Origin of the sequence: Proteiniphilum sp. (genome assembly GCF_034927365.1) — a bacterium.
Classification (GTDB): Bacteria; Bacteroidota; Bacteroidia; order Bacteroidales; family Dysgonomonadaceae; genus Proteiniphilum.
Genome location: NZ_JAYFQD010000033.1, coordinates 1 through 20,903, shown reverse-complemented (window position 1 = coordinate 20,903; position 20,903 = coordinate 1). Strand labels below are relative to the sequence as shown.

16 protein-coding genes, 1 tRNA gene and 1 pseudogene are annotated in these 20,903 nt (G+C 43.0%); 10 read left to right on the top strand and 8 right to left on the bottom strand.

The window, feature by feature from the left end; all coding sequences use genetic code 11:
- Nucleotides 1-11: 11 nt before the first annotated feature.
- From VB073_RS16285 to dinB, 3 genes are all read left to right on the top strand, one after another.
- Nucleotides 12-713, top strand: a complete 702-nt coding sequence (locus VB073_RS16285) for a type 1 glutamine amidotransferase (protein WP_323405248.1) — start codon at nucleotides 12-14, stop codon at nucleotides 711-713.
- Nucleotides 706-1,764, top strand: coding sequence for a winged helix DNA-binding domain-containing protein (locus VB073_RS16280; protein ID WP_323405247.1), 1,059 nt, complete (start codon nucleotides 706-708; stop codon nucleotides 1,762-1,764). The genes VB073_RS16285 and VB073_RS16280 overlap by 8 nt, the downstream gene beginning before the upstream one ends.
- A gap of 95 nt (nucleotides 1,765-1,859) precedes the next feature.
- Nucleotides 1,860-2,948: a DNA polymerase IV gene (gene dinB / locus VB073_RS16275; protein ID WP_323405246.1), complete on the top strand. Its 1,089-nt coding sequence runs from the start codon at nucleotides 1,860-1,862 to the stop codon at nucleotides 2,946-2,948.
- A gap of 85 nt (nucleotides 2,949-3,033) precedes the next feature.
- On the opposite strand, the gene VB073_RS16270 is transcribed toward dinB, so the two are convergent.
- The 7 genes from VB073_RS16270 to VB073_RS16240 all read right to left on the bottom strand — a co-directional run bounded on the left by VB073_RS16270 (nucleotide 3,034) and on the right by VB073_RS16240 (nucleotide 12,502).
- Entirely contained in the window at nucleotides 3,034-4,830 is a 1,797-nt protein-coding gene (locus tag VB073_RS16270; RefSeq protein ID WP_323405245.1) for an HAD-IA family hydrolase, read from the bottom strand.
- A gap of 34 nt (nucleotides 4,831-4,864) precedes the next feature.
- Nucleotides 4,865-5,416 carry a hypothetical protein gene (locus tag VB073_RS16265; RefSeq protein WP_323405244.1) on the bottom strand — a complete coding sequence of 184 codons (552 nt, stop codon included), beginning with the start codon at nucleotides 5,414-5,416 and terminating at the stop codon, nucleotides 4,865-4,867.
- Nucleotides 5,417-5,483: 67 nt separating this feature from the next.
- Nucleotides 5,484-6,026, bottom strand: a complete 543-nt coding sequence (locus VB073_RS16260) for a 1-acyl-sn-glycerol-3-phosphate acyltransferase (RefSeq protein WP_323405243.1) — start codon at nucleotides 6,024-6,026, stop codon at nucleotides 5,484-5,486.
- Nucleotides 6,027-6,134: 108 nt separating this feature from the next.
- Nucleotides 6,135-8,051 carry an ABC-F family ATP-binding cassette domain-containing protein gene (locus tag VB073_RS16255; protein WP_323405242.1) on the bottom strand — a complete coding sequence of 639 codons (1,917 nt, stop codon included), beginning with the start codon at nucleotides 8,049-8,051 and terminating at the stop codon, nucleotides 6,135-6,137.
- Between the two features lie 19 nt (nucleotides 8,052-8,070).
- Complete coding sequence (locus VB073_RS16250) at nucleotides 8,071-9,459, bottom strand: retropepsin-like aspartic protease (protein WP_323405241.1); 1,389 nt, start codon at nucleotides 9,457-9,459, stop codon at nucleotides 8,071-8,073.
- A 26-nt stretch (nucleotides 9,460-9,485) separates the two neighbouring features.
- Nucleotides 9,486-10,853, bottom strand: coding sequence for a histidine--tRNA ligase (gene hisS, locus VB073_RS16245; RefSeq protein ID WP_323405240.1), 1,368 nt, complete (start codon nucleotides 10,851-10,853; stop codon nucleotides 9,486-9,488).
- Nucleotides 10,854-11,089: 236 nt separating this feature from the next.
- On the bottom strand, nucleotides 11,090-12,502 hold the full coding sequence (locus VB073_RS16240; protein WP_323405239.1) for a PhoH family protein: 1,413 nt from the start codon (nucleotides 12,500-12,502) through the stop codon (nucleotides 11,090-11,092).
- 287 nt (nucleotides 12,503-12,789) lie between these two features.
- Between VB073_RS16240 and VB073_RS16235 the strand changes: the two genes are divergently transcribed.
- From VB073_RS16235 to tsaB, 3 genes are all read left to right on the top strand, one after another.
- On the top strand, nucleotides 12,790-14,883 hold the full coding sequence (locus VB073_RS16235) for a M3 family metallopeptidase (RefSeq protein ID WP_323405238.1): 2,094 nt from the start codon (nucleotides 12,790-12,792) through the stop codon (nucleotides 14,881-14,883).
- 208 nt (nucleotides 14,884-15,091) lie between these two features.
- Complete coding sequence (locus VB073_RS16230) at nucleotides 15,092-15,412, top strand: RNA-binding protein (RefSeq protein ID WP_323405237.1); 321 nt, start codon at nucleotides 15,092-15,094, stop codon at nucleotides 15,410-15,412.
- A gap of 111 nt (nucleotides 15,413-15,523) precedes the next feature.
- Nucleotides 15,524-16,222 carry a tRNA (adenosine(37)-N6)-threonylcarbamoyltransferase complex dimerization subunit type 1 TsaB gene (gene tsaB, locus VB073_RS16225; RefSeq protein ID WP_323405236.1) on the top strand — a complete coding sequence of 233 codons (699 nt, stop codon included), beginning with the start codon at nucleotides 15,524-15,526 and terminating at the stop codon, nucleotides 16,220-16,222.
- Nucleotides 16,223-16,251: 29 nt separating this feature from the next.
- Here tsaB and pdxH read toward each other — a convergent pair whose 3' ends face one another.
- On the bottom strand, nucleotides 16,252-16,890 hold the full coding sequence (gene pdxH, locus VB073_RS16220; RefSeq protein ID WP_323405235.1) for a pyridoxamine 5'-phosphate oxidase: 639 nt from the start codon (nucleotides 16,888-16,890) through the stop codon (nucleotides 16,252-16,254).
- 221 nt (nucleotides 16,891-17,111) lie between these two features.
- On the opposite strand from pdxH, the gene VB073_RS16215 reads away from it, so the two are divergent.
- From VB073_RS16215 to VB073_RS16200, 4 genes and pseudogenes are all read left to right on the top strand, one after another.
- Nucleotides 17,112-17,768, top strand: coding sequence for an ABC transporter ATP-binding protein (locus VB073_RS16215; protein WP_323405234.1), 657 nt, complete (start codon nucleotides 17,112-17,114; stop codon nucleotides 17,766-17,768).
- 115 nt (nucleotides 17,769-17,883) lie between these two features.
- Entirely contained in the window at nucleotides 17,884-19,992 is a 2,109-nt protein-coding gene (locus VB073_RS16210) for a prolyl oligopeptidase family serine peptidase (RefSeq protein ID WP_416349568.1), read from the top strand.
- Between the two features lie 189 nt (nucleotides 19,993-20,181).
- A tRNA-Asp gene (locus tag VB073_RS16205) sits at nucleotides 20,182-20,255 on the top strand.
- 240 nt (nucleotides 20,256-20,495) lie between these two features.
- Nucleotides 20,496-20,903, top strand: a pseudogene (locus tag VB073_RS16200) (IS21 family transposase); the annotation flags it as partial.

Sequence of the window (20,903 nt, the reverse complement as noted above, 5' to 3'; positions counted from 1 at the left end):
AATGAAAAAATATGAGAGTACATTATCTGCAACACGTATCCTTTGAAGGATTGGGCTATATTGAACATTGGTTGACGAAGAATAGCCACACTATTTCGTTTACACGATTCTATGAATCAGACTGTTATTTGCCTGAAGTGAAAAATGTGGATGTATTGATCGTTATGGGTGGACCAATGGGTGTATATGACGAAGACCGTTTCCCATGGTTGAAGGAAGAAAAAGCATTTATCTGGAACTGCATTCAATCCGGTAAAAAAGTATTGGGGATTTGTCTGGGAGCTCAACTGATAGCAGAATGTTTGGGTGCCAAGGTAGATAAAGCTGCACATAAGGAAATCGGTTGGTTTCCTGTAACGTGCACAGAAGAGAGTAAGCAGTTAGCATGGTTTCGTGAGTTGTTCAAAGATAATTCAACCGTTTTTCATTGGCATGGCGATAGATTTGAAATACCGGAAGGAGCACTCAATCTCCTTTCATCCGGCGCCAACAGCAATCAGGCGTTTTATTACAATGAAAATGTAATAGGTCTGCAATTTCATCTGGAGGTGACAGAGAAAACGGTGGCATCAATATTGGAGAACTGTGCCGATGAACTCTGTGAAAGTCATTGGGTACAAACCAAAGAGCAAATAAGTGTTGGAATGATAGTTTATACTGAAAACTGTAATCGGATAATGGATGGTATTTTACTAAATTTATTCAATGAATAGTATAGAATTACTCAATATCCGTCTATATAACCATCTGCTTTTATCTCATGAAATAGAAGACCCTCAAGGAATCGTTTACTGGATGGGGGCTATGCAGTCCCAGGCGCTTGAGATGGCTAAATGGGCGATCGGTGCACGTTTGGAAGACAAAAATATAGAGGATATTAATGAAGTATTGAACACTGGTAAGGTTATCCGTACTCATATTTTACGTCCGACTTGGCATTTCGTGTCAGCAGAGGATATTCACTGGATGTTCGATCTTTCCAGCCCCCGACTAAAACCTATCTATCGTTCTTATGCGAAGGCATCCGGTGCAAATGAATCGTTGATCCATCGAACAGTTCCTGTGATAGAAAAATTATTGATGGGAGGAAAGCACCTGACAAGACAGGAGATTGGGACTTTACTGTCGGAGCAGGATTTACAATTAGATGACAGGACTTTGCATCTGTCTATTTCTTATGCTGAGACAGAAGGAATATTGGTCAATGGTCGGCAAAAAGGAAATAAGCAGACTTTCACGTTATTGGAAGAATGGGTTCCCCGCCGGGAAACCATTGATAAAGAAGAGGCATTGGAACGTCTTGCCAGAAAATTTTTTACTAGCCACGGTCCGGCTGCCATCCATGATTTTATCTGGTGGTCGGGATTGACTATCACTCAATGCCGACAGGCTATTGAAATGATAAAGTCTGATTTTATTTGTGAGACAATCAACGGGCGTGATTTCTGGATGAAGAACGATATCCAGATTCCACCTACGGATGAAGATTATGCCTTGCTGCTTCCCCCTTTCGATGAGTTTGTGGTGAGTTATCAGAATCGTTCTGAAATAATTGAAGACCATCATTATGCCAAGGTAATGACAAAAAACGGTCTCTTTTCCCCAACGATTATACTCAATGGAGAAATTATCGGTTCATGGAAGAAAGTTGCTCAAAAAGGCTCTCCACGGATAGAACTATCTTTTTTCGAAAAGACAACTAAAAAGAAACAAGACCTTTTTAAATCTGAAATTAAGCGGTTGGAAAAATTCTATTCTACCTGATATACCCGGGATAAAAAAAGTTCTCAAATAATCTCAAAATAAGAAAACTAAAGATATCTTTTGAATTGTAATAAATTGAGACTATATTTGTTACCATGAACCATAAGAAAATTATCCATATCGACATGGATGCTTTCTATGCCTCCATTGAACAGCGCGACAATCCCGAACTTCGGGGTAAACCCGTTGCGGTGGGATATGGTGAAAAACGGGGTGTGGTAGCCGCTGCGAGTTATGAGGCACGGAAATATGGGGTTCATTCGGCGATGGCTTCGGTGACGGCTTTGCGAAAATGTCCCCAGATTATCTTTGTCATGCCACGATTCGATGTCTATCGGAATGTCTCCAACCAAATCATGCAGATTTTTCTTGAATATACCGATAAGGTGGAACCCCTGTCACTCGATGAGGCGTTTCTCGATGTGACAGTGAATCACAGAGGGCTCCGTTCCGCTACCATGATTGCTAAAGAGATCAAGCAAAAGATATTCAACCGTACACGGCTTACAGCCTCCGCCGGTGTTTCCTTCAATAAGTTCCTGTCAAAGATTGCTTCGGATTATAAAAAACCGAACGGGATGTTTGTGATTGAACCGGATAAGGCTGAATCTTTTATAGAAAATCTGCCCATAGATAAGTTTTTCGGGGTGGGGAAAGTGACGGCTGCAAAGATGTTGGAGCTGGGGATCAAAACAGGATATGACCTGAAACAATGGAGCGAAGTCGATTTAGTCCGGGAGTTCGGGAAAGCAGGCATTGCCTATTATCATTTTGCCAGAGGTGTGGATGACCGGGAGGTGGAGTCGGAGAGAGTCCGGAAGTCATTGGGTGCCGAGGAGACTTTTTTAGATGATTTGGGAGAAATTGTAGATATGCTCGCCGCACTCGATGAAATTGCACGTGAGGTATCAAGAAGGGCAGAAAAGCGGAAATTTCTCGCCAAAACGCTTACACTAAAGATTAAGTATGCCGATTTTACAATTATTACCCGAAGTAGAACCGTGGGTCATTTTATTAAAACCTATCAGGAGTTGTTCGAATTAGGCAAAGAGTTACTGTTCCAGGTTGATGATCTGGAAGATAAAAAGATTCGCCTGATGGGGCTTACTCTGAAAAATGCAGACGCCGATTCAATGCAACCACTGATTGATGGAATTCAGTTATCATTCGATTTTAAAGACTGAGTTAATTGCTAATTACCAATTGATTAATAGTTGAATGTTTAGACAGATAAATATTTTACCACAACATTAAGACAGGATAAAGTTTTTAACTAATACCGAATGATTTTAAAAGAAAGGCTACTGCAACGATTAAAGCAACCAATATGAATGCGATGAGAATAAGTAGCAGAAGACTGTAAAAGAACATTAATATTGTCCGTCTGATAGTTTGCCACCAGGTACCATGGAAAAGTTGCTTATAATCCCAAGTAAATAATAAAAACATACCCCAATTGGAAATATCATATACATTATTTAGTTCAGCCTTTCCACGAAGTAACAATAGAATCGTACTCACAATCAGTATCTGACAGGCAATATATGTTTGTACAAAAATATGTTCGGTATAATTATAACGGCGGTTATAGGTACGTTTACGAAAAGCCATACGGGTAGCTAACGCGAAAAGGGGAAGAGTCAAAATGATACTGAACGCCTTGTTTCCATGTGCCCAGTTCTTCAGAATATTCCATACCCTATCAAGGAAAGAGCCTTCTGTCAATTTTTTTTCAGAAAGACCTGCCAGATTATCTTCAATGCTGTCTACAAACTTGTCTATCCGATCGGGAGAACTTTCGGTAGATTCATCCTCATCATCCTGAGTTTTTTTACCATTTGATTGATTGAGGCCACTATCTTCCGACTTATTTATCTCTTTAATATCTTGTGCGGTTACTTTCTTGCCGGTTCTATCCTGCGTGCTATTCAGTGGTGCCTGTGTCTGCTCTTTGGTATCTGTTGTTTGCTCCTTTTTTGCCGGTCTATTATCATCATCCTTTTTTAATGCATCCGGATCGATAAACTGAACCAACAAAATATAGACAGCTGCCAATATGAAAAGAGTCTGGAAGGGACGAAAATAGCGAACACGTTTTCCTGCAATATAATCACTGATCATATATCCCGGTCGGTATATCAATTCGAGCAATGTGTACCCAAAACCACGATCGATACTGCTCACTGCGCTCAATGCATTTGCGATGGCTGACCGAAAGTTGAACCGCTCTACTTTTTTGCTTTGGGCACAATGGTTACAATAGTTTCCGGTGAAGGTATGCCCACAGTTTTTGCAAATGGTGACCTCTTCCAGATCGGCTTGGGGTATGGAACGTCCCCGGATTCGTTTGATGTGAAGCATTCTTCTGACTGCGACCCATTTCCGAAGTTTATTGCGGAAAATATTTTTCTTTACTTTTTGGGGAGGAGGAAGCAACAAATCGTTTAAATTGGTTAGTATGGCCCTGTGAGGATAGATACGAAGTTCTTTGACGGTGGTCATTCCGGTCAGTACCCCGGCGAAGTCCATTCTTGCCGCTTGTGCCGTTTCAGCATCAACATCGGAGTCTCCTACATACAATGTTTCCTCACAAGTGCAACCCAATTGGGCAAGGGCAAGGAATATGCCTTCCGGTGATAGTTTATGTGATTCTACGTCCTCACCACCAATAATCACGTCAAAAAAATCATCGGGGAAATAGTCATTTAGAAAACTCTTTATCCTGAAACGGTATTTGGTAGAGACAATACCAATCTGTGCTCCCTGTTCCTTCAGCTTGGTTAATACAGCCACCGTTTCAGGGAAAAGTACTGTATTTACATTCATATGGATGTCCGCCTCCCTACCATATTCTTTTTGCATGGAGGTCAGTTGTTCAGGATCGGTAATCCCCGTAAGGATAGAAAATGATTCTCTCAATGTCTTCCCGATCGTGCGTTTGATCGCTTCGTCGGTGATATCGCTGAACTGACGACGATCAAAGACATTCCTGAAACAGGTTACAATTCCTCGTGATGAATCAGCCAGCGTATAATCGAAATCGAATAAATAGGAAGTGTAGTTCATTGAATGCAAATTTCTGTAAAGGTAATATTTTATCTTAATAAGATTGCAGACTTTTCCCTTTCGGCATTGCTTTCAATATATTCTTGCGGACTGTGTGTATGGATGGAATCAGATCGTGTTCCATCATTTCGAGTATTGTTTTAAGTTCCTGTGACAATTCAGGTGTGAGACGACAGAGTTCATAGGCCAGTTTCATACAGAGGGACTGCACACCTGGTAATTCCCGTTTCGAGATCATCCGTTCCAGGCAAAAATCCAGAAAATCGATCCGTGGCGGATCGTGTAATGGCTGCCGAAACAACAAAGAGAGGATCAGCCTTCGTTTTCCCGGATGTTCACATATGAGGAGGGCATCAATCAATTCGTCCTGTTTACCATATAACCATACATTGTCGTTAAGGCTGAAATGAGTCATTACCCACGCCGCCTTATATCCGATATGGTCGTCGGAGTCAAAAAGGCATTCATACAACTCCTGTTTTTTCTGATTGTTATTTTGGATAAGAAAAGTGATTTCATGAATGTCTTGTATCCCGATCCGTTGAGATAGTCTGGTTTTTAGATCAAAATTTGATACTGGTGCCATGGTGTCTATTTTAAAGGGGGAATTGAGTTTGGGGTGAACAGATGCAATTTGTAATTTCTTTGTAATTCTACAATAAGAAATTTTCCGGTTTTTTGGCCTGAATATTTCTGTAACGCGATTTTATCTCCTCAATATCCTTCTCAAAATCTCCCGAAGGATGGATAACACCAAGAGAGATAGCCTCTTTTTTGCCGTAATCCAAGCCGACTAACAGGATAGGAATACCCGCCTTGAAAGCAATATAATAAAATCCCTTTTTCCACTCTTTCACTGGTTTACGGGTGCCTTCCGGGGTGATGGCCAGTTGCATCTGATCGCGCCGGTCGAACTCCACTGCAAGGGTATCGGTAAGAGAGGAATTCTTTTCCCGGGTCACAGGGATACCCCCAATGCTCTTAAAGAATAGGTTGAAAGGGAAGATGAACCATTCTGCCTTAATCAGGAAATTGGCTGTCCTACCGATGGAAGCGTATGCCAACTTCGCGATCAGGAAATCCCAATTGCTGGTATGCGGTGCCACGGCAATCACACATTTGGAGAGAACAGGAAATTCGCCCTTGATACGCCAGCCGAGGATATTATTGAAGATAAATTTACTGAAATCTTTCATTTTCTCTGTTTTTAATGCGTTGGTATATTGTTTAGTATCACCTTCAAGGGTTGTTTCTGTTTGAGTTTTACTGGAATGAATATAGAACAGAATCAATGAAGATAGGGTTCAAAGTTCGTTCTGTAACTGCTCCCAGTGGTGCATTGTCTGGTCCAACCGGGCTTTGGTGTCCAGATATTTCTGTAATAAATCCATGTCCGACGCACTTTCCGGTGTGGAGAGCGAGACTTCCATCTCAGAAATCTTTTTTTCGAGCGATTCTATCTTTTTTTCGGCTTCTTCAATCTGTTTCTCTAATTTACGCTGTTTTCTACTCAACTCTTTTTGTTCCTGATAGGATAGTTTGCTTTTCGAAGGTGGCTCCTGTTTCTTCTCTTCTTTCGCAGTAGATATGGAAAGCTCCAATTGTCGCAGGTTTTCCAGTTTCTTTTCGGCAAGAAAATCATAAATACCCCCCAGGTGTTCTTTCACTTTCCCGCTGCCAAACTCATATACTTTAGTCACTAACCCGTTGAGGAAATCACGGTCGTGTGACACGATAATTGCCGTACCGTCGAACTCTTTAATCGCTTTTTTCAATACCTCTTTTGATGCTATATCAAGGTGGTTGGTCGGCTCATCCAGAATAAGCAGGTTGACCGGCTCCAGAAGCAAGCGAATCATTGCCAGTCGGCTTCGTTCACCACCCGACAATACTTTCACCTTTTTCTCCGACGCTTCACCGCCAAACATAAATGCTCCGAGAATATCCCGTATTTTGGTACGGATGTCGCCCACTGCCACATAGTCGATGGTGTCGAATACCGTCAACTCTTCATCCAGCAGTTGTGCCTGGTTCTGGGCAAAGTAGCCGATCTTCACGTTATGTCCCAGATCCAGTTTTCCGCCGTGGTCAATTTCGTTCATAATACATTTCACGAGGGTGGATTTCCCCTCACCGTTTTTCCCTACGAAGGCCACCTTCTCACCCCGTTCGATAGTCAGGGTCACATCTTTAAAGACAAGGTGGTCTCCATAGCTTTTCGATATATCTTCAATGATGACAGGATAGGAGCCGGAGCGGGGTGCGGGTGGAAACTTCAGGTTGAGACGTGAGTTATCCACTTCGTCTACCTCTATTCGTTCAATCTTCTCTAATTGTTTGATACGTGACTGCACCTGGTTCGATTTGGTAGCCTTGTAACGGAACCGTTCGATAAATTCTTCGGTATCCTTGATCTGCTTTTGTTGATTCTCGTAGGCCCTCTGCTGTTGCTCTCGCCGTTCCTTGCGCAATTCCAGATATTTGGAGTAATTCACTTTATAGTCGTGGGCGCTACCCAGTACGATCTCGATGGTACGGTTGGTCACCGCATCCAAAAAAGCACGGTCATGCGATACCAGCATCACTGCGTTAGAGTGAGTGGTAAGAAAATTTTCCAACCACTGGATCGACTCAATGTCAAGGTGGTTGGTTGGCTCATCAAGTAATAGCACATCGGGAGCCTGCAACAGTATCTTCGCCAACTCGATACGCATACGCCAGCCGCCGCTGAACTCACGGGTGGAGCGGTCGAAATCGCTTCTTAGGAATCCTAACCCCATCAGCGTCTTTTCCACTTCCGCCTCGAAATTGTGGATTCCCGACATTTGCAGTATTTCCTGAAGATCGGTTGCCCGTTCAATGACCGTCTGATAGGCATCCGACTCGTAATCGGTACGTTCTGCCATTTCAGTGTGAAGTTCTTTCAACTCCTTTTCCATCTTTTGCAGATGGTCGAAGGCCAGCGCAGCCTCTTCACGTACGGTGCGACTGTCGCTCAACTTCATCTGTTGAGGCAGGTAACCGATGGAGACACCTTTGGGTAAGGATACAACGCCGTTGGTGGGCTGTTGCAACCCCGCCATAATCTTCAACAGTGTCGATTTCCCTGCACCGTTCTTACCGGCGAGGGCTATCCGTTCGTTCCTGTTCAGGACGAACGATATCTGGTCGAGTAAAGTGAATCCGCCAAATTCGACGGTTATATTTTCGATTGAAATCATTAAAACAGATTGCTAATTTTCATTTTGGCTCGACAGAAAAGATCATGTCATTAAAGTCAAAGGAAATCTTCTTGAGGTATTTGAAAAAATATATTCCCAACATTCCTCCGTCAACATGACCATGTGGATTGTCGTTTGCTTGATCTTTTGCTATGAGGCAATTATCTTCCAACTGTAGTGTTATATCGTTTATTCCAATGGCTATCTGATCACAAAAATAAATTTCCCGGTTTGAAAAACTATCTTCATTACATCCTCCCACAACATCCATGATATCCTTGCTACCCTTATCTTCGTTTAGTTTGATCTTCTCATTATGCTTGTTATAAAAGTTAGCATTTATAGAAAGTCCCCCACCGCTACCGGTATCAAAGAAGGTAATAAAATTTTCATCGGCCACTTTCATCATCAAATAGACAATCCCGTTTTCCAAAAACATATTTCTTCTTGAATAGGTCTTATCATTCTTCTTCTTTCCGGGAAAAGAGATTGTTTTTTCCATAAAATCGATACCAATAACACCTAATTCCCGAATAATCGGCATGCCAAGTACAATATCCAGTTGGCTGTCCATTATGGAATCACACCATGCTTGCTTGGGGTCTTTTATGTCAATTTCCTCCATATTGACATAAACATGGGTATTTTTTATTTTAAACTTACCCAATTCCAGACTATCGATAATTGCCGGTAATGCTTTGATATTCCCGTTCAGGTAGACGGTATCTTGCGAGAGGAAACGGACTCCTATCTTTTTTGCAACCTCCCTGTTCCAGATATAACCACCGCTGGCTCCCGTATCAAAGATAGTCCTCAAAGGAATCCCATTCCAGTTTGCCATAAACCGTATCGAATTATCACCATCCTCCGTTATCATCTTTATTGTGCCGTCGGAAGCGGGATCGGTGTCGACTATTTCGAGTGCAGGATAGGCGTCTTGCTCCATTTGTTCGAAGAACTTTATTATTCCCTTAAAGTCTTGTGTAAGGCTTTGCCGAATATCGTCGCTTACAGTGGTGTCATCCTCCAGCAATGAAATCATTTTTCCACAGATCTCTTTTCCTTTCTTATATTCCTGCGTCTCGGCGCAAAGATCCACGGCTGACTGTACAAAAAAATCCATCAAGGTTAGCAAGTCCATTGAGAGTAAGTTCTTCTCAAGTAGATCCGCATAAGCTTGGATGGCCTCCTTGTGTCGGTTGAATCTCTTTCCCGTTTCAGCTTCGTACCAGAGTAACACGAATTCGTTGGTGATATGCTCTCTGTTTTCCTGATAGAATTTCTCGACTTCAAACCAGTTCCCAGCCTGGATCAGATCGCCCAATGCCTGATTGGATTCTACTTGAGCAACAATAAGGTTACCCCAAAGAAGCGAATGAAAAGCGATAAGGGCTATAAATTTTTTCATAGAATTTATAGTTGAAAGATGCAATTTTACCTGTCCGAGATGAACTGTTGCATGATTTCATCTTGGTTTACTAGCCTTTGTTCTCCCGTCTCCATATTCTTTAGCGTGATCTTTCCCTCTTTCATCTCGTTTTCACCCACGATGGCGACGAAGGGGATATGGTTGCAATCGGCATATGACATCTGCTTCTTCATTTTGGCTTCGTCGGGATAAAGTTCGCAGCGGACACCTGCACTTCTCAACTGTTGTATCATGGGAAGGAGATAGGCAGCTTCAGTTTCACCGAAGTTGACAAATAGAATATCAGTGGTGTGCGTAAAATTTTCCGGGAAAAGATTGAGTTGATTGAGTACGTCGTAAATCCTATCGGCACCGAACGAAATCCCTACACCGGAAACGCCCGGCAGTCCGAAGATACCGGTCAGGTTGTCGTATCTGCCACCTCCGGTGATGCTTCCGATTTCCACATCGAGCGCCTTCACTTCGATGATAGCACCTGTGTAGTAATTGAGTCCACGTGCCAGTGTCAGATCGAGTGTCAATTCATTTTTTAATGAAAGCAGATCTATTTTATCGAAGATATATTTGATTTCTTCCACACCTTTCAATCCTATAGGAGAGGAAACAAGCACCTCTTTCAGTTGATTCAGTTTTTCGCGGGTGGTACCGCTCAATAGCAGAATGGGCTGCAGTTTTTCTATCGCCTCCTGTGATATTCCTTTTGATACCAACTCCTCATTCACTTTTTCCGTCCCGATTTTGTCGAGTTTATCGATGGCTACAGTGATATCGGTAATCTTATCGGCCGCACCGATGATTTCGGCGATACCGGAGAGAATCTTGCGATTATTCAACTTTACCGAAACCCTAATGCCGAATTGCGAAAAAACCCTGTCAATAATCTGGATCAGTTCCACCTCGTTGAGGAGTGAGTCGGATCCCACGATATCGGCATCACATTGAAAGAATTCGCGGTAACGTCCTTTCTGGGGACGGTCGGCTCGCCATACCGGTTGTATCTGGTAGCGTTTGAAGGGAAAAGTGATATCGTTGCGGTGCATCACCACGTAACGGGCGAAGGGGACGGTAAGGTCGTACCGGAGCCCTTTTTCCGAAATCTTATTGGCGGTCTTCACCGAATTTCCTTCGGTAATATCATCCACACTCATATCACTCAGGAAATGGCCGGAGTTGAGTATCTTAAACAGCAGTTTATCACCCTCTTCTCCATATTTACCCATCAGCGTGGATAGGTTCTCCATTGCCGGTGTTTCAATCTGACGGAAACCATAGAGGCGATACACCTCTTTGATCGTATCAAAAATATAATTCCGTTTCGCCGTCTCTTCAGGCGTAAAATCTCTGGTCCCTTTGGGTATGGATGGTTTTTGCATTGTTCTCCTGTTCTTTATTTAACGCACAAAGATAATGATTTTTGACGTATAGGGATATCGCTAAAAACAACAAGTTCCGGATTACTATATCTATCTGTAACCCGAAACTCATTATTCACTTTGTAGATTTTCTGTCGTCACTCTGCATAGTTCAAATAAATTTGATTCTACGCTTGTTCCTATAATAAAATTCACTTTCCTTCTGATCACCTAGGCACTCAGGCACCTTTCTACATCTACAAAAGGTTACTTGCCAGCTCCGACAGTTCACTCCTTTCACCTTTTATCAGGTTTGTATGGGCAAAAAGGTTTTGGCCCCGCATCTTGTCGATCATATAGGCCAGACCATTGGATTGTGTGTCGAGATAGGGAGAATCGATCTGTTGAATGTCGCCGGTAAATACCATTTTAGTGCCTTCTCCGGCTCGTGTGATGATGGTTTTTACTTCATGCGGCGTGAGATTCTGGGCTTCGTCTATGATACAGAAGGTTCCGGTAAGACTTCGTCCACGGATAAATGCGAGCGCTTCTATCTGTAATTGTCCTGACTTCTGTAACTCATCAATCAGTCTGAGGTCAGGACTATTCTGGCCTAGTACTGATTTGATTACGTTCAGATTGTCAAAGAGCGGTTGCATATAGGGTGCGATCTTCTGTTTTTCATCCCCTGGCAGATAACCGAGATCTTTGTTCGATAGGGAAACGATAGGTCGTGCCAGCAATATCTGGCTATATGTCTTGTGTTGCTTCAGGGCGGATGCCAACGCCAACAGCGTTTTTCCGGTCCCCGCTTTCCCGGTGATTCCTACCAGTTTTATATCCGGATCGTTCAATATTTCAAGTGCAAATGCCTGTTCGGCGTTACGTGCCTGGATGCCGAAATTGGATTCCTTATCGATCTTGGTTATCTTTTGTGTGAAAGGATTATAACGCGCCAATACGCTATTCCTTTCGCTCTTGAGGATAAAACATTGATTGGGGTCGAGTTGTATGTCGAAGTTGAATTCATCGATATCCACTCCTCCCGCCTGTGCATATATCTTGTCGATCAGGTCAGGATTGATGCCTTCAATCACTTCTTCGCCTTTGGAGAAGATATCGACATTAATCACCTTGTCGTTGATATAATCTTCAGCCATCATACCAAGGGAGCGTGCTTTCATACGCAGGTTGATATCTTTCGATACCAGGATGGTTTTCATTTCAGGATGCTTTTCACCCACTTCCGACACGACGGTGAGGATACGGTTGTCGGGTGTCTTTTCGGGAAAAGCATCGATGATTTTTCTGTTGTCTTTCGAACCGTTCACTATATAGAGTTTACCTCTGCCGACACCTAAATCGGCTCCATTGGTGAACAAGTCATCGTCGGTAATCAAATCCAGTTCCCGTACGAAAGCGCGGGCATTGAAGTTGATCTGGTCGCTTCCTTTCTTGAATTTATCCAGTTCTTCCAATACGATGAAAGGGATATAGATATCGTTCTCCTCGAAATTCTCGAGACAGTTGAAATCATGCAGGATCACGTTCGTGTCGAGGATGAAGTTTTTCTTGGCGCTTGCCGTTGTAATTTTTGTGTGGGTCTTACTCTTACTCTTCGTTCCGGTAGTTTTTGTTTTCTCACTGGTTTTACTGTTCGTTGTTGCCATATAATTCTAATTTAATATGTGTAATTCCTGTTCTATTCTTTGTTTATCTCTACCTAATTGTAATAAAAAACACAATTCGGGAAAGAATGTTTACCTGAAATGATTTTTGCTCTGCTAGAACAAAAAAGCTACCTTTGCACAATTCTTTTTCCTACAACTATAGTGGAAGCCGAGAGATAAGGAAGCACCCCTATTATTATACAAATGTAGTGAAAGCAGAGAAAAAAGACAAGCTTGCTTAGGGTTTTCTCAGGTGCCTCCTACATTCTATAAATGTAATGAATTTTATGAAGAAAATATTATTAACAATTAGCTGTTTAATGGTAATGATGACCGCATGTGTAAAAGAAAATCCTTTTTCAAAACCATTTAATACTCCTTATGGAACAGTTCCGTTTGATCTGATCAAGACGGAGCATTACGAGCCTGCCTTTGAGAAAGCGATGGAAGAACATCAGTCGGAGATTGATGCAATTATAGTTAACGCGCAGGCGCCTACCTTTAGTAATACAATTGAAGCAATGGAGTATTCGGGTGAGATGTTGACACGGGTGAGCAGTGTCTTCTTCAATATGTTAAATGCTGAAAGCAACGACGAGATGATGGAGATATCACAACGGTTAAGTCCGAAATTATCGGAACATTCCAACAATATCAATTTGAATGAAAAACTCTTCGACCGGGTAAAAACGGTTTACGATACCCGCCATACATCCGGATTAACCCCGGAGCAGGTCCGTCTGACGGAAGAGTACTACAGAAACTTCGAAAACAGTGGTGCTACGTTATCTCCCGGGGGAAAAGAGAAATACCGCGAGTTGTCCATGGAGTTGAGCAAAGCCACCCTTGAATTCGGACAGAATAACCTGCGGGAAACTAACGCTTTTGAGATGTTGCTTACCGACGAGGCTGATCTGGCGGGATTATCGGAAAGCCTGATTGACGCTGCTGTTGCCAAGGCGAAATCAAGAGGGAAAGAAGGTTGGCTGATCGATCTCTCTGCTCCCAGTTACATTGGTTTTATGAAATATTCTTCCCGTCGTGATTTGCGTGAGAAACTTTACCGGTCTTACAGTAAGAAAGGTGTGGGAGGAGGTGAATTCGACAATCAGGAAAATGTGCAGAAAATTGTCAACCTCCGTCTGGAGATTGCCCGTCTGCTGGGGTATAAGAGTTATGCGGAATATTCATTGAGGAATAGCATGGCCAAAAACGAGACAGCCGTTTTCGGATTGCTTGATCAATTGGCAGAGGTATTTGGTCCGGCAGCACGGCAGGAAGTGAAAGATGTAGAGTCGTTCGCCTCACAGATGGAAGGGGGTGAGTTTCATTTGCAACCGTGGGATTGGAGTTATTATGCCGAAAAGGTGAAGGATAGCCGCTTTGACTTGAATGACGAGATGACACGCCCCTATTTTGAATTGGAAAACGTGAAAAAAGGTGTTTTCGGGTTGGCAACCGACTTATATGGTCTGCAATTTAAGAAAAATACGAATATACAGGTTTATCATACTGAAGTAGAGGCTTACGATGTGCTGGATGAAAATGGAGATTTTCTAGCTGTCTTATATACTGACTTTCATCCCCGTGATGGAAAACGTGCCGGTGCATGGATGACTTCGTTCAAGGAACAATATATGAGAGACGGTAAAGATAGTCGCCCGCATGTCTCTATCGTGATGAATTTCACACGTCCGACCGAAACCAAGCCGGCATTGCTTACTTTCGATGAGGTGGAAACATTCCTTCATGAATTCGGTCATGCGCTGCACGGTATGCTGGCAAAAAGCACTTATGGTACGCTTTCAGGCACTAATGTATATCGTGATTTTGTGGAATTACCTTCACAGATCATGGAGAACTGGTTGGTAGAGAAGGAATATCTCGATAAATTCGCCTTCCATTACCAGACCGGAGAAAAGATACCGTCAGCATTATTGCAGAAGATCGTGGATGCATCTAATTTCAATACTGGCTATCTTACCTTTCGCCAACTTTCATTCGGTTATCTCGATATGGCATGGCATTCTTTGGAAACTCCGTTTGAAGGTGAGGTGCGTACATTCGAACAGGATGCGATGGTACGTGTAAAACTCCTGCCTGTTATGTCTGAAGCCTGTATTTCTACATCATTCAGTCATATTTTCTCGGGAGGTTATGCTGCCGGTTATTATAGCTATAAGTGGTCGGAAGTGATGGATGCCGATGCTTTTTCTGTTTTCAAGAAAAACGGTATTTTTGATAAAGAGACAGCCCATTCATTCAGGATCAATATTTTAGAGAAAGGAAATACCGAAGATCCGACGATTCTTTTTAAGCGTTTTCGTGGTCAGGAACCCAGTGTGGATGCCTTACTCAGAAGAAGTGGTATTAATAACTAAAACGGTGACATATAATTTTTTTTGCAAATTTATTGTCGATTTGTTTTGATAGAATAATATTATCCCTATCTTTGTTGCGCATTAGTATTTTTTTTAGCGGCGTTATTTAGTTTCTTCACACCTTAATGTTAAGTTATTTCCTAACTCCTCCTTAATTGAAAGGACTTCTGCACAATTTATTTATTTTTTTATTTTATTTATTTTTTACATGAACATTTTTGTAGCTGGCTTAAGTTATCAGATTACTGATGCCGATTTAAAAGAACTGTTTGAAGAATACGGAGACGTTTCTTCTGCCAAGATTATTACTGACCGTGAAACCCGCCGTTCAAAAGGCTATGGTTTCGTAGAAATGTCCAATGAAGGTGATGGACAGCGCGCCATTGAAGAACTCAACGATGCTGAATACGATGGACGGACATTGTCTGTCTCTGTAGCTCGCCCTCGTGCTGAAGGTGGAGACCGTCCGAGATACAATAACAACCGTGGAGGTGGTTACGGAAACCGCGACAGGAACAACAGGTATTGATCTTTAATTAGATTTAAAGAAACTGCATCACACCCGATGCAGTTTTTTTATGCCCTTTCAGTTCAATGGATAGAAAATTTGGTATCTTTACACCGCTAATAAATACCTCATATGTGTACGCTGCTTACAATTGAAACATCTACTCCGGTTTGTTCCTGTGCGCTTTCTCGCAACGGAGAGATACTGATCAATAAAGAGAATTATGAAGGCCGGTCGCATGCAAGCCAAGTAGGCCTGTTTGTCCATGAGATCATGGAGTATGCCAGGGAGCAGTATATCCAATTGGATGCCATTGCCGTAAGTAGTGGTCCCGGCTCTTATACGGGGTTACGAATCGGTGTATCGGAAGCCAAAGGATTGAGTTACGGCTTGGATATTCCACTGATTGCCATTCCTACAGCCCGTATAATGGCTTCGATAATGAGTGGGAGAGCTGATGAGGATACGTTGCTCTGCCCGATGATCGATGCCCGGCGGATGGAAGTGTATGCCACTTTCTTCGACTGTTCACTGCGGGTGGTTCGTGAAACTTCGGCAGATATCGTGGAAAAGGGTAGTTATAATGATCTCCTTGAAGAGCGAAAAATTATCTTTTTCGGAAATGGGGCAGAGAAATGCCGTTCCGTTATTACACACCACAATGCTTTGTTCTTTGATGATATTCATCCGCTGGCATCTGGAATGGTACCTTTGGCGGAAAAGGCGTTTGCCGATAAAATGTTTGTGGATGTAGCCTATTTCGAGCCTTTTTATCTAAAAGAATTTGTAGCTACCATACCTAAGAATAAAGTGATTGACGTAAAGAGTTGATTATTTACTTTTTTGTTCTTGTCACAAATTCAGGGAGCCAATCGTTTCAAGTTCCATCCTTTGTCTACCTTGTAATATACCATACGGTCGTGCATCCGATTGGGGCGTCCCTGCCAGAATTCGATCATCGTCGGTTGAATCAGGAAGCCGCCCCAATGAGAGGGGCGAGGTATTTCACTACCTGCAAATTGAGTGGTATATTTTTTCTCCAACTCTTCCAGTTCTTTACGTCCTCTCACTATCCTGCTTTGGGGTGATGCCCACGCTCCTATCTTGGCATCATTGGGCCGTACATTGAAGTAGGCATCTGACTCCTCATCCTCCACCTTCTCGACAATACCCTCGATCCTTACCTGCCGCTCTATCTCATGCCAGTCAAAAACCGCTGCTGCAAAAGGATTCGCTAATAATTCCCGGCCTTTCCGACTCATATAGTTGGTATAAAATACAAATCCTTTCTTATTTAGCTCTTTTAAAAGTACTACACGTGCGGAGGGTCTTCCGTCGGGAGTGGCTGAAGCTATGATCATGGCGTTGGGTTCCGATAAGCCGGAGGTAATGGCTGTTTCCAGCCACACTTGGAATTCATCAAACGGATTAGAAGTCATCTCTGTTTCCTTCAGGCTTCCTGACCGGTATTCCTTCCTCATTCTATTTAATTCGTCCATCTGCTGCGAATTTTATTAGCTGTGAATTTTTTCAATCGTACTCCTAATTCATTTTATCGGTGCTTGAATTATGTGAAGATCCTATATTCAAAAAAATATCTTTTGGAGAGGAGACGACTGCAAAAGTACGTGATTTTCTCCTGAAAACCACGCTAATTCTTTTAAATAGTTCTGTATTTTTCTTATCTTCGCAGATTGATTATGTGTGGAAAAGGGATCAGATGATAAAAGCAGAAAAAATATTTAAAAGTTTCGAACCTCTTCAGGTGTTGAAAGGGATTGATCTGGAAGTACGAAAAGGAGAGATAGTATCTATTGTGGGGCCAAGTGGTGCCGGAAAGACTACTTTGCTGATGATCATGGGTACCCTGGAAAAAGCCGATTCCGGTAGGATTTATATTGACAATCACGAATTGAGCTCACTGAGTGAAAAAAAACTGTCTGATTTCAGGAACCGGAACATCGGATTTGTTTTTCAGTTTCATCAGTTATTACCCGAGTTTACCGCTCTTGAAAATGTGATGATCCCTGCGTTGATAGGACGTACAAAACATACCGACGCAGAAACAAGAGCCAAGGATCTTTTACGTATGATGGGTCTTTCAGAGCGTATCACCCATAAGCCGGCGGAATTGTCCGGCGGTGAAAAACAACGTGTGGCTGTAGCCCGCGCATTGATTAACAATCCTCTTGTGGTGTTTGCCGATGAACCTTCCGGAAGTCTCGACTCCGATAATAAGGAGGAACTTCACAAACTTTTTTTCGAGTTGCGGGACAAGCTTGATCAGACCTTTATCATCGTGACGCATGATGAGCACCTGGCATCAATCACCGACCGGACCATCCATATGATAGACGGACAGATAGTAAAGCAATAATAATGTATAGAGCCAAGACTTTTAGAACCAAGACTTATAGACTAAGAAGTTGAGAAGTTGGAAGGTTAGATTTTACTAGTTTTGAATTATTCTGAGTAGAAAATAAGATGATCGTATGAAGAGTAAATTACTGTATATGGCAATTATTATGACAGGGGGGCTGCTTGCTTGTAATGAAGTATCCCAAACGCAGTCTTCCAAAGAGACGAAAGAAACGGCTGAAATCATAGGAAAGGCGAAACTCACTATAGGGAATGGTACTATGACACCTGAGGTTCTTTACAGTTTTGGACGGGTAGGGAGTATGGAGATGTCGCCTGATAAATCGCAGATCCTTTATCAGGTGACTTACGTGAGTATTCCGCAGAATAAGACTAACTCGGAGTTGTTCATCATGAAAAGCGACGGCTCTGAGAAGAAACAACTCACCATCACCAGTACCCAGGAAAATAGCCCGCAGTGGATCGCCGATGGTAAAAAGATTGCTTTCCTGAGCAACGAGACCGGCTCTTCGCAGATATGGACGATTAATCCCGATGGGGGAGGAATGAAGCAGATATCCAACATAGAAGGTGGGATAGATGGTTTTAAATATTCGCCCGACGGAAAGAAGGTGCTTTTCATCAAAAGTGTGAAAAGTGTAGAGACTGTAGCCGACAAATATCCTGATTTGCAAAAAGCTTCTGGTAGGATAGTGGATGACCTGATGTATAAGCATTGGGATACATGGGTGGAGAGCATACCCCATCCCTTTGTGGCCGATCTTTCAGGCAATAAGCTGTCGAATATAAAAGACCTTCTGGAAGGAGAACCGTATGAAGCGCCGATGCTCCCCTCCGGTGGGATGGAACAACTTGCCTGGAGTCCCGACAGCAAGACCGTTGCCTATACTTCCCGTAAAAAGACAGGAAAGGAGTATGCCGTTTCTACCAACTCAGATATCTATTTTTATGATCTGGAGACCGGAAAAACCCGGAACATGACTGAAGGGATGATGGGTTACGATGTGAATCCGCAGTTCTCGCCCGACGGGAAATACCTTGCCTGGCAGAGTATGGAACGCGACGGCTATGAAGCGGATAAGAACCGCTTATTCGTGATGGATCTGGCGAGTGGAGAAAAAACTTATGTGACCGAACAGTTCGATTACAATACCGATGAGTTCGTCTGGAATAGCGATAATCGTACCATTTATATGGTGGCATCCGTAAAAGGGACCACCCAACTGCATGCAGCCGATATTGTTACTAAAGAGATCACACCTATTACAAAGGGAAAGTATGATTATACCTCTGTCGCCCTTGGTAATGACAAACTGATTGCAAAACGGGTATCGATGTCGCAACCGGCAGAGATCTACAGTGTGGATATTGCCACGGGACAGGCTACCGACATATCGCTTGAGAACAAAGAAATACTCGATCAGTTAAAGATGGGAGAGGTAGAAGAGCGATGGATCGTCACTACCGATGGCAAGGAGATGCTCACCTGGGTAGTCTATCCGCCTGATTTTGATCCCGCGAAAAAGTATCCGGCACTGCTGTACTGTCAGGGTGGTCCGCAGAGTATGGTGAGCCAGTTCTGGTCGTATCGCTGGAACCTTCAGATGATGGCGGCCAACGGTTATATCGTGGTGGCGCCCAACCGTCGTGGCTTACCCGGATTCGGACAGGAATGGCTGGAGCAGATCAGCGGTGATTACGGTGGACAAAATATGAAGGATTATCTTGCTGCTATCGATGCAGTGTCGAAAGAACCTTATGTGGATGAGAACCGCCTCGGTTGTACCGGCGCCAGTTATGGTGGATTCTCCGTTTACTGGTTGGCCGGAAATCACGACGGGCGTTTTAAAGCATTTTTCTCACATGCCGGTATCTTCAATCTGGAAGCGCAATATCTGGAAACGGAAGAGATGTTTTTTGCCAATTGGGATATGGGCGGTCCTTTCTGGGATAAGTCGAATGCCGTGGCGCAAAAGACTTATGCAACCTCCCCACATAAGTTTATTGATAAATGGGATACGCCGATCATGATTTCCCATGGTGAGAATGACTACCGCATTCTGGCATCGCAGGGTATGATGGCATTCAATGCGGCCCAGTTGAGAGGTATTCCGTCGAGGATGTTGATCTTCCCCGACGAGAATCATTGGATCGCCAAGCCGCAGAATGGAATCCTCTTCCAGCGCGAGTTCTTCCGCTGGTTCGATCAGTGGTTGAAGTGATCGACTCTTTGAAGATGTAATTAGCTCCTTGAAATAATTTCTTATTCGGTAGCGAGAGTAAAAAAGTGAACTTTTGATAGAAAAAATCTCACCAAATATTTTGTAATTCTGAAAATATCCTTACCTTTGCACTCGCTATCGAAATGATGAGCCACAGTGGTGGTTTAAGTCACGAAAGCAAATAAAAATGGTGTGGTAGTTCAGTTGGTTAGAATACCTGCCTGTCACGCAGGGGGTCGCGGGTTCGAGTCCCGTCCATACCGCAAACGGTGCTGATAATAAGCATATTACAGAATTTACCTACAAAATTACCTACATTTATAAAGATTTACTCTTTAAAAGTGTAGGTTTTTTTATGTGCATACTCTTATATCATACCCGCATAACAACACAAAAAACCACCTCAATGTATATATTAATTAAGAAGGACCCCACATTTCAATCGAAAAGTATACCACTTACAAACTTGAACGGAACAACTTCGTTCATAACGAATGATAAGTATGTATACAAAACAGGAGATTATAATAAGCAGCTTCCGCGATGGAAAAAGTCAGCGTCAAATAGCCCGTGATTTGCAAATTAGCCGCAAAACAATCAGGAAGTACCTGCAGGAACACGAAAAGGCATTGCAATTGGTAGTCTGTATAGAAACATCCCAATCGGGTAATCTATCCAGTGAACCGGTCTATAAAATGGCTACACCTCGTCTGAGGCTCAAATTAACACGCGAGGTGGAAACTGTCATCGATGAATTACTTGAAGACAACGAGCGTAAGCGTGGGCAAGGCCTGCGCAAGCAGATGCTAAAGAAAAAGGACATCCTTGAGGAACTTCACCGGCGAGGGTTTGACATTGGCTATACCACGGTTTGTAATCATATTGCGCGCAGGGAGAACCGGGCAGTAAGC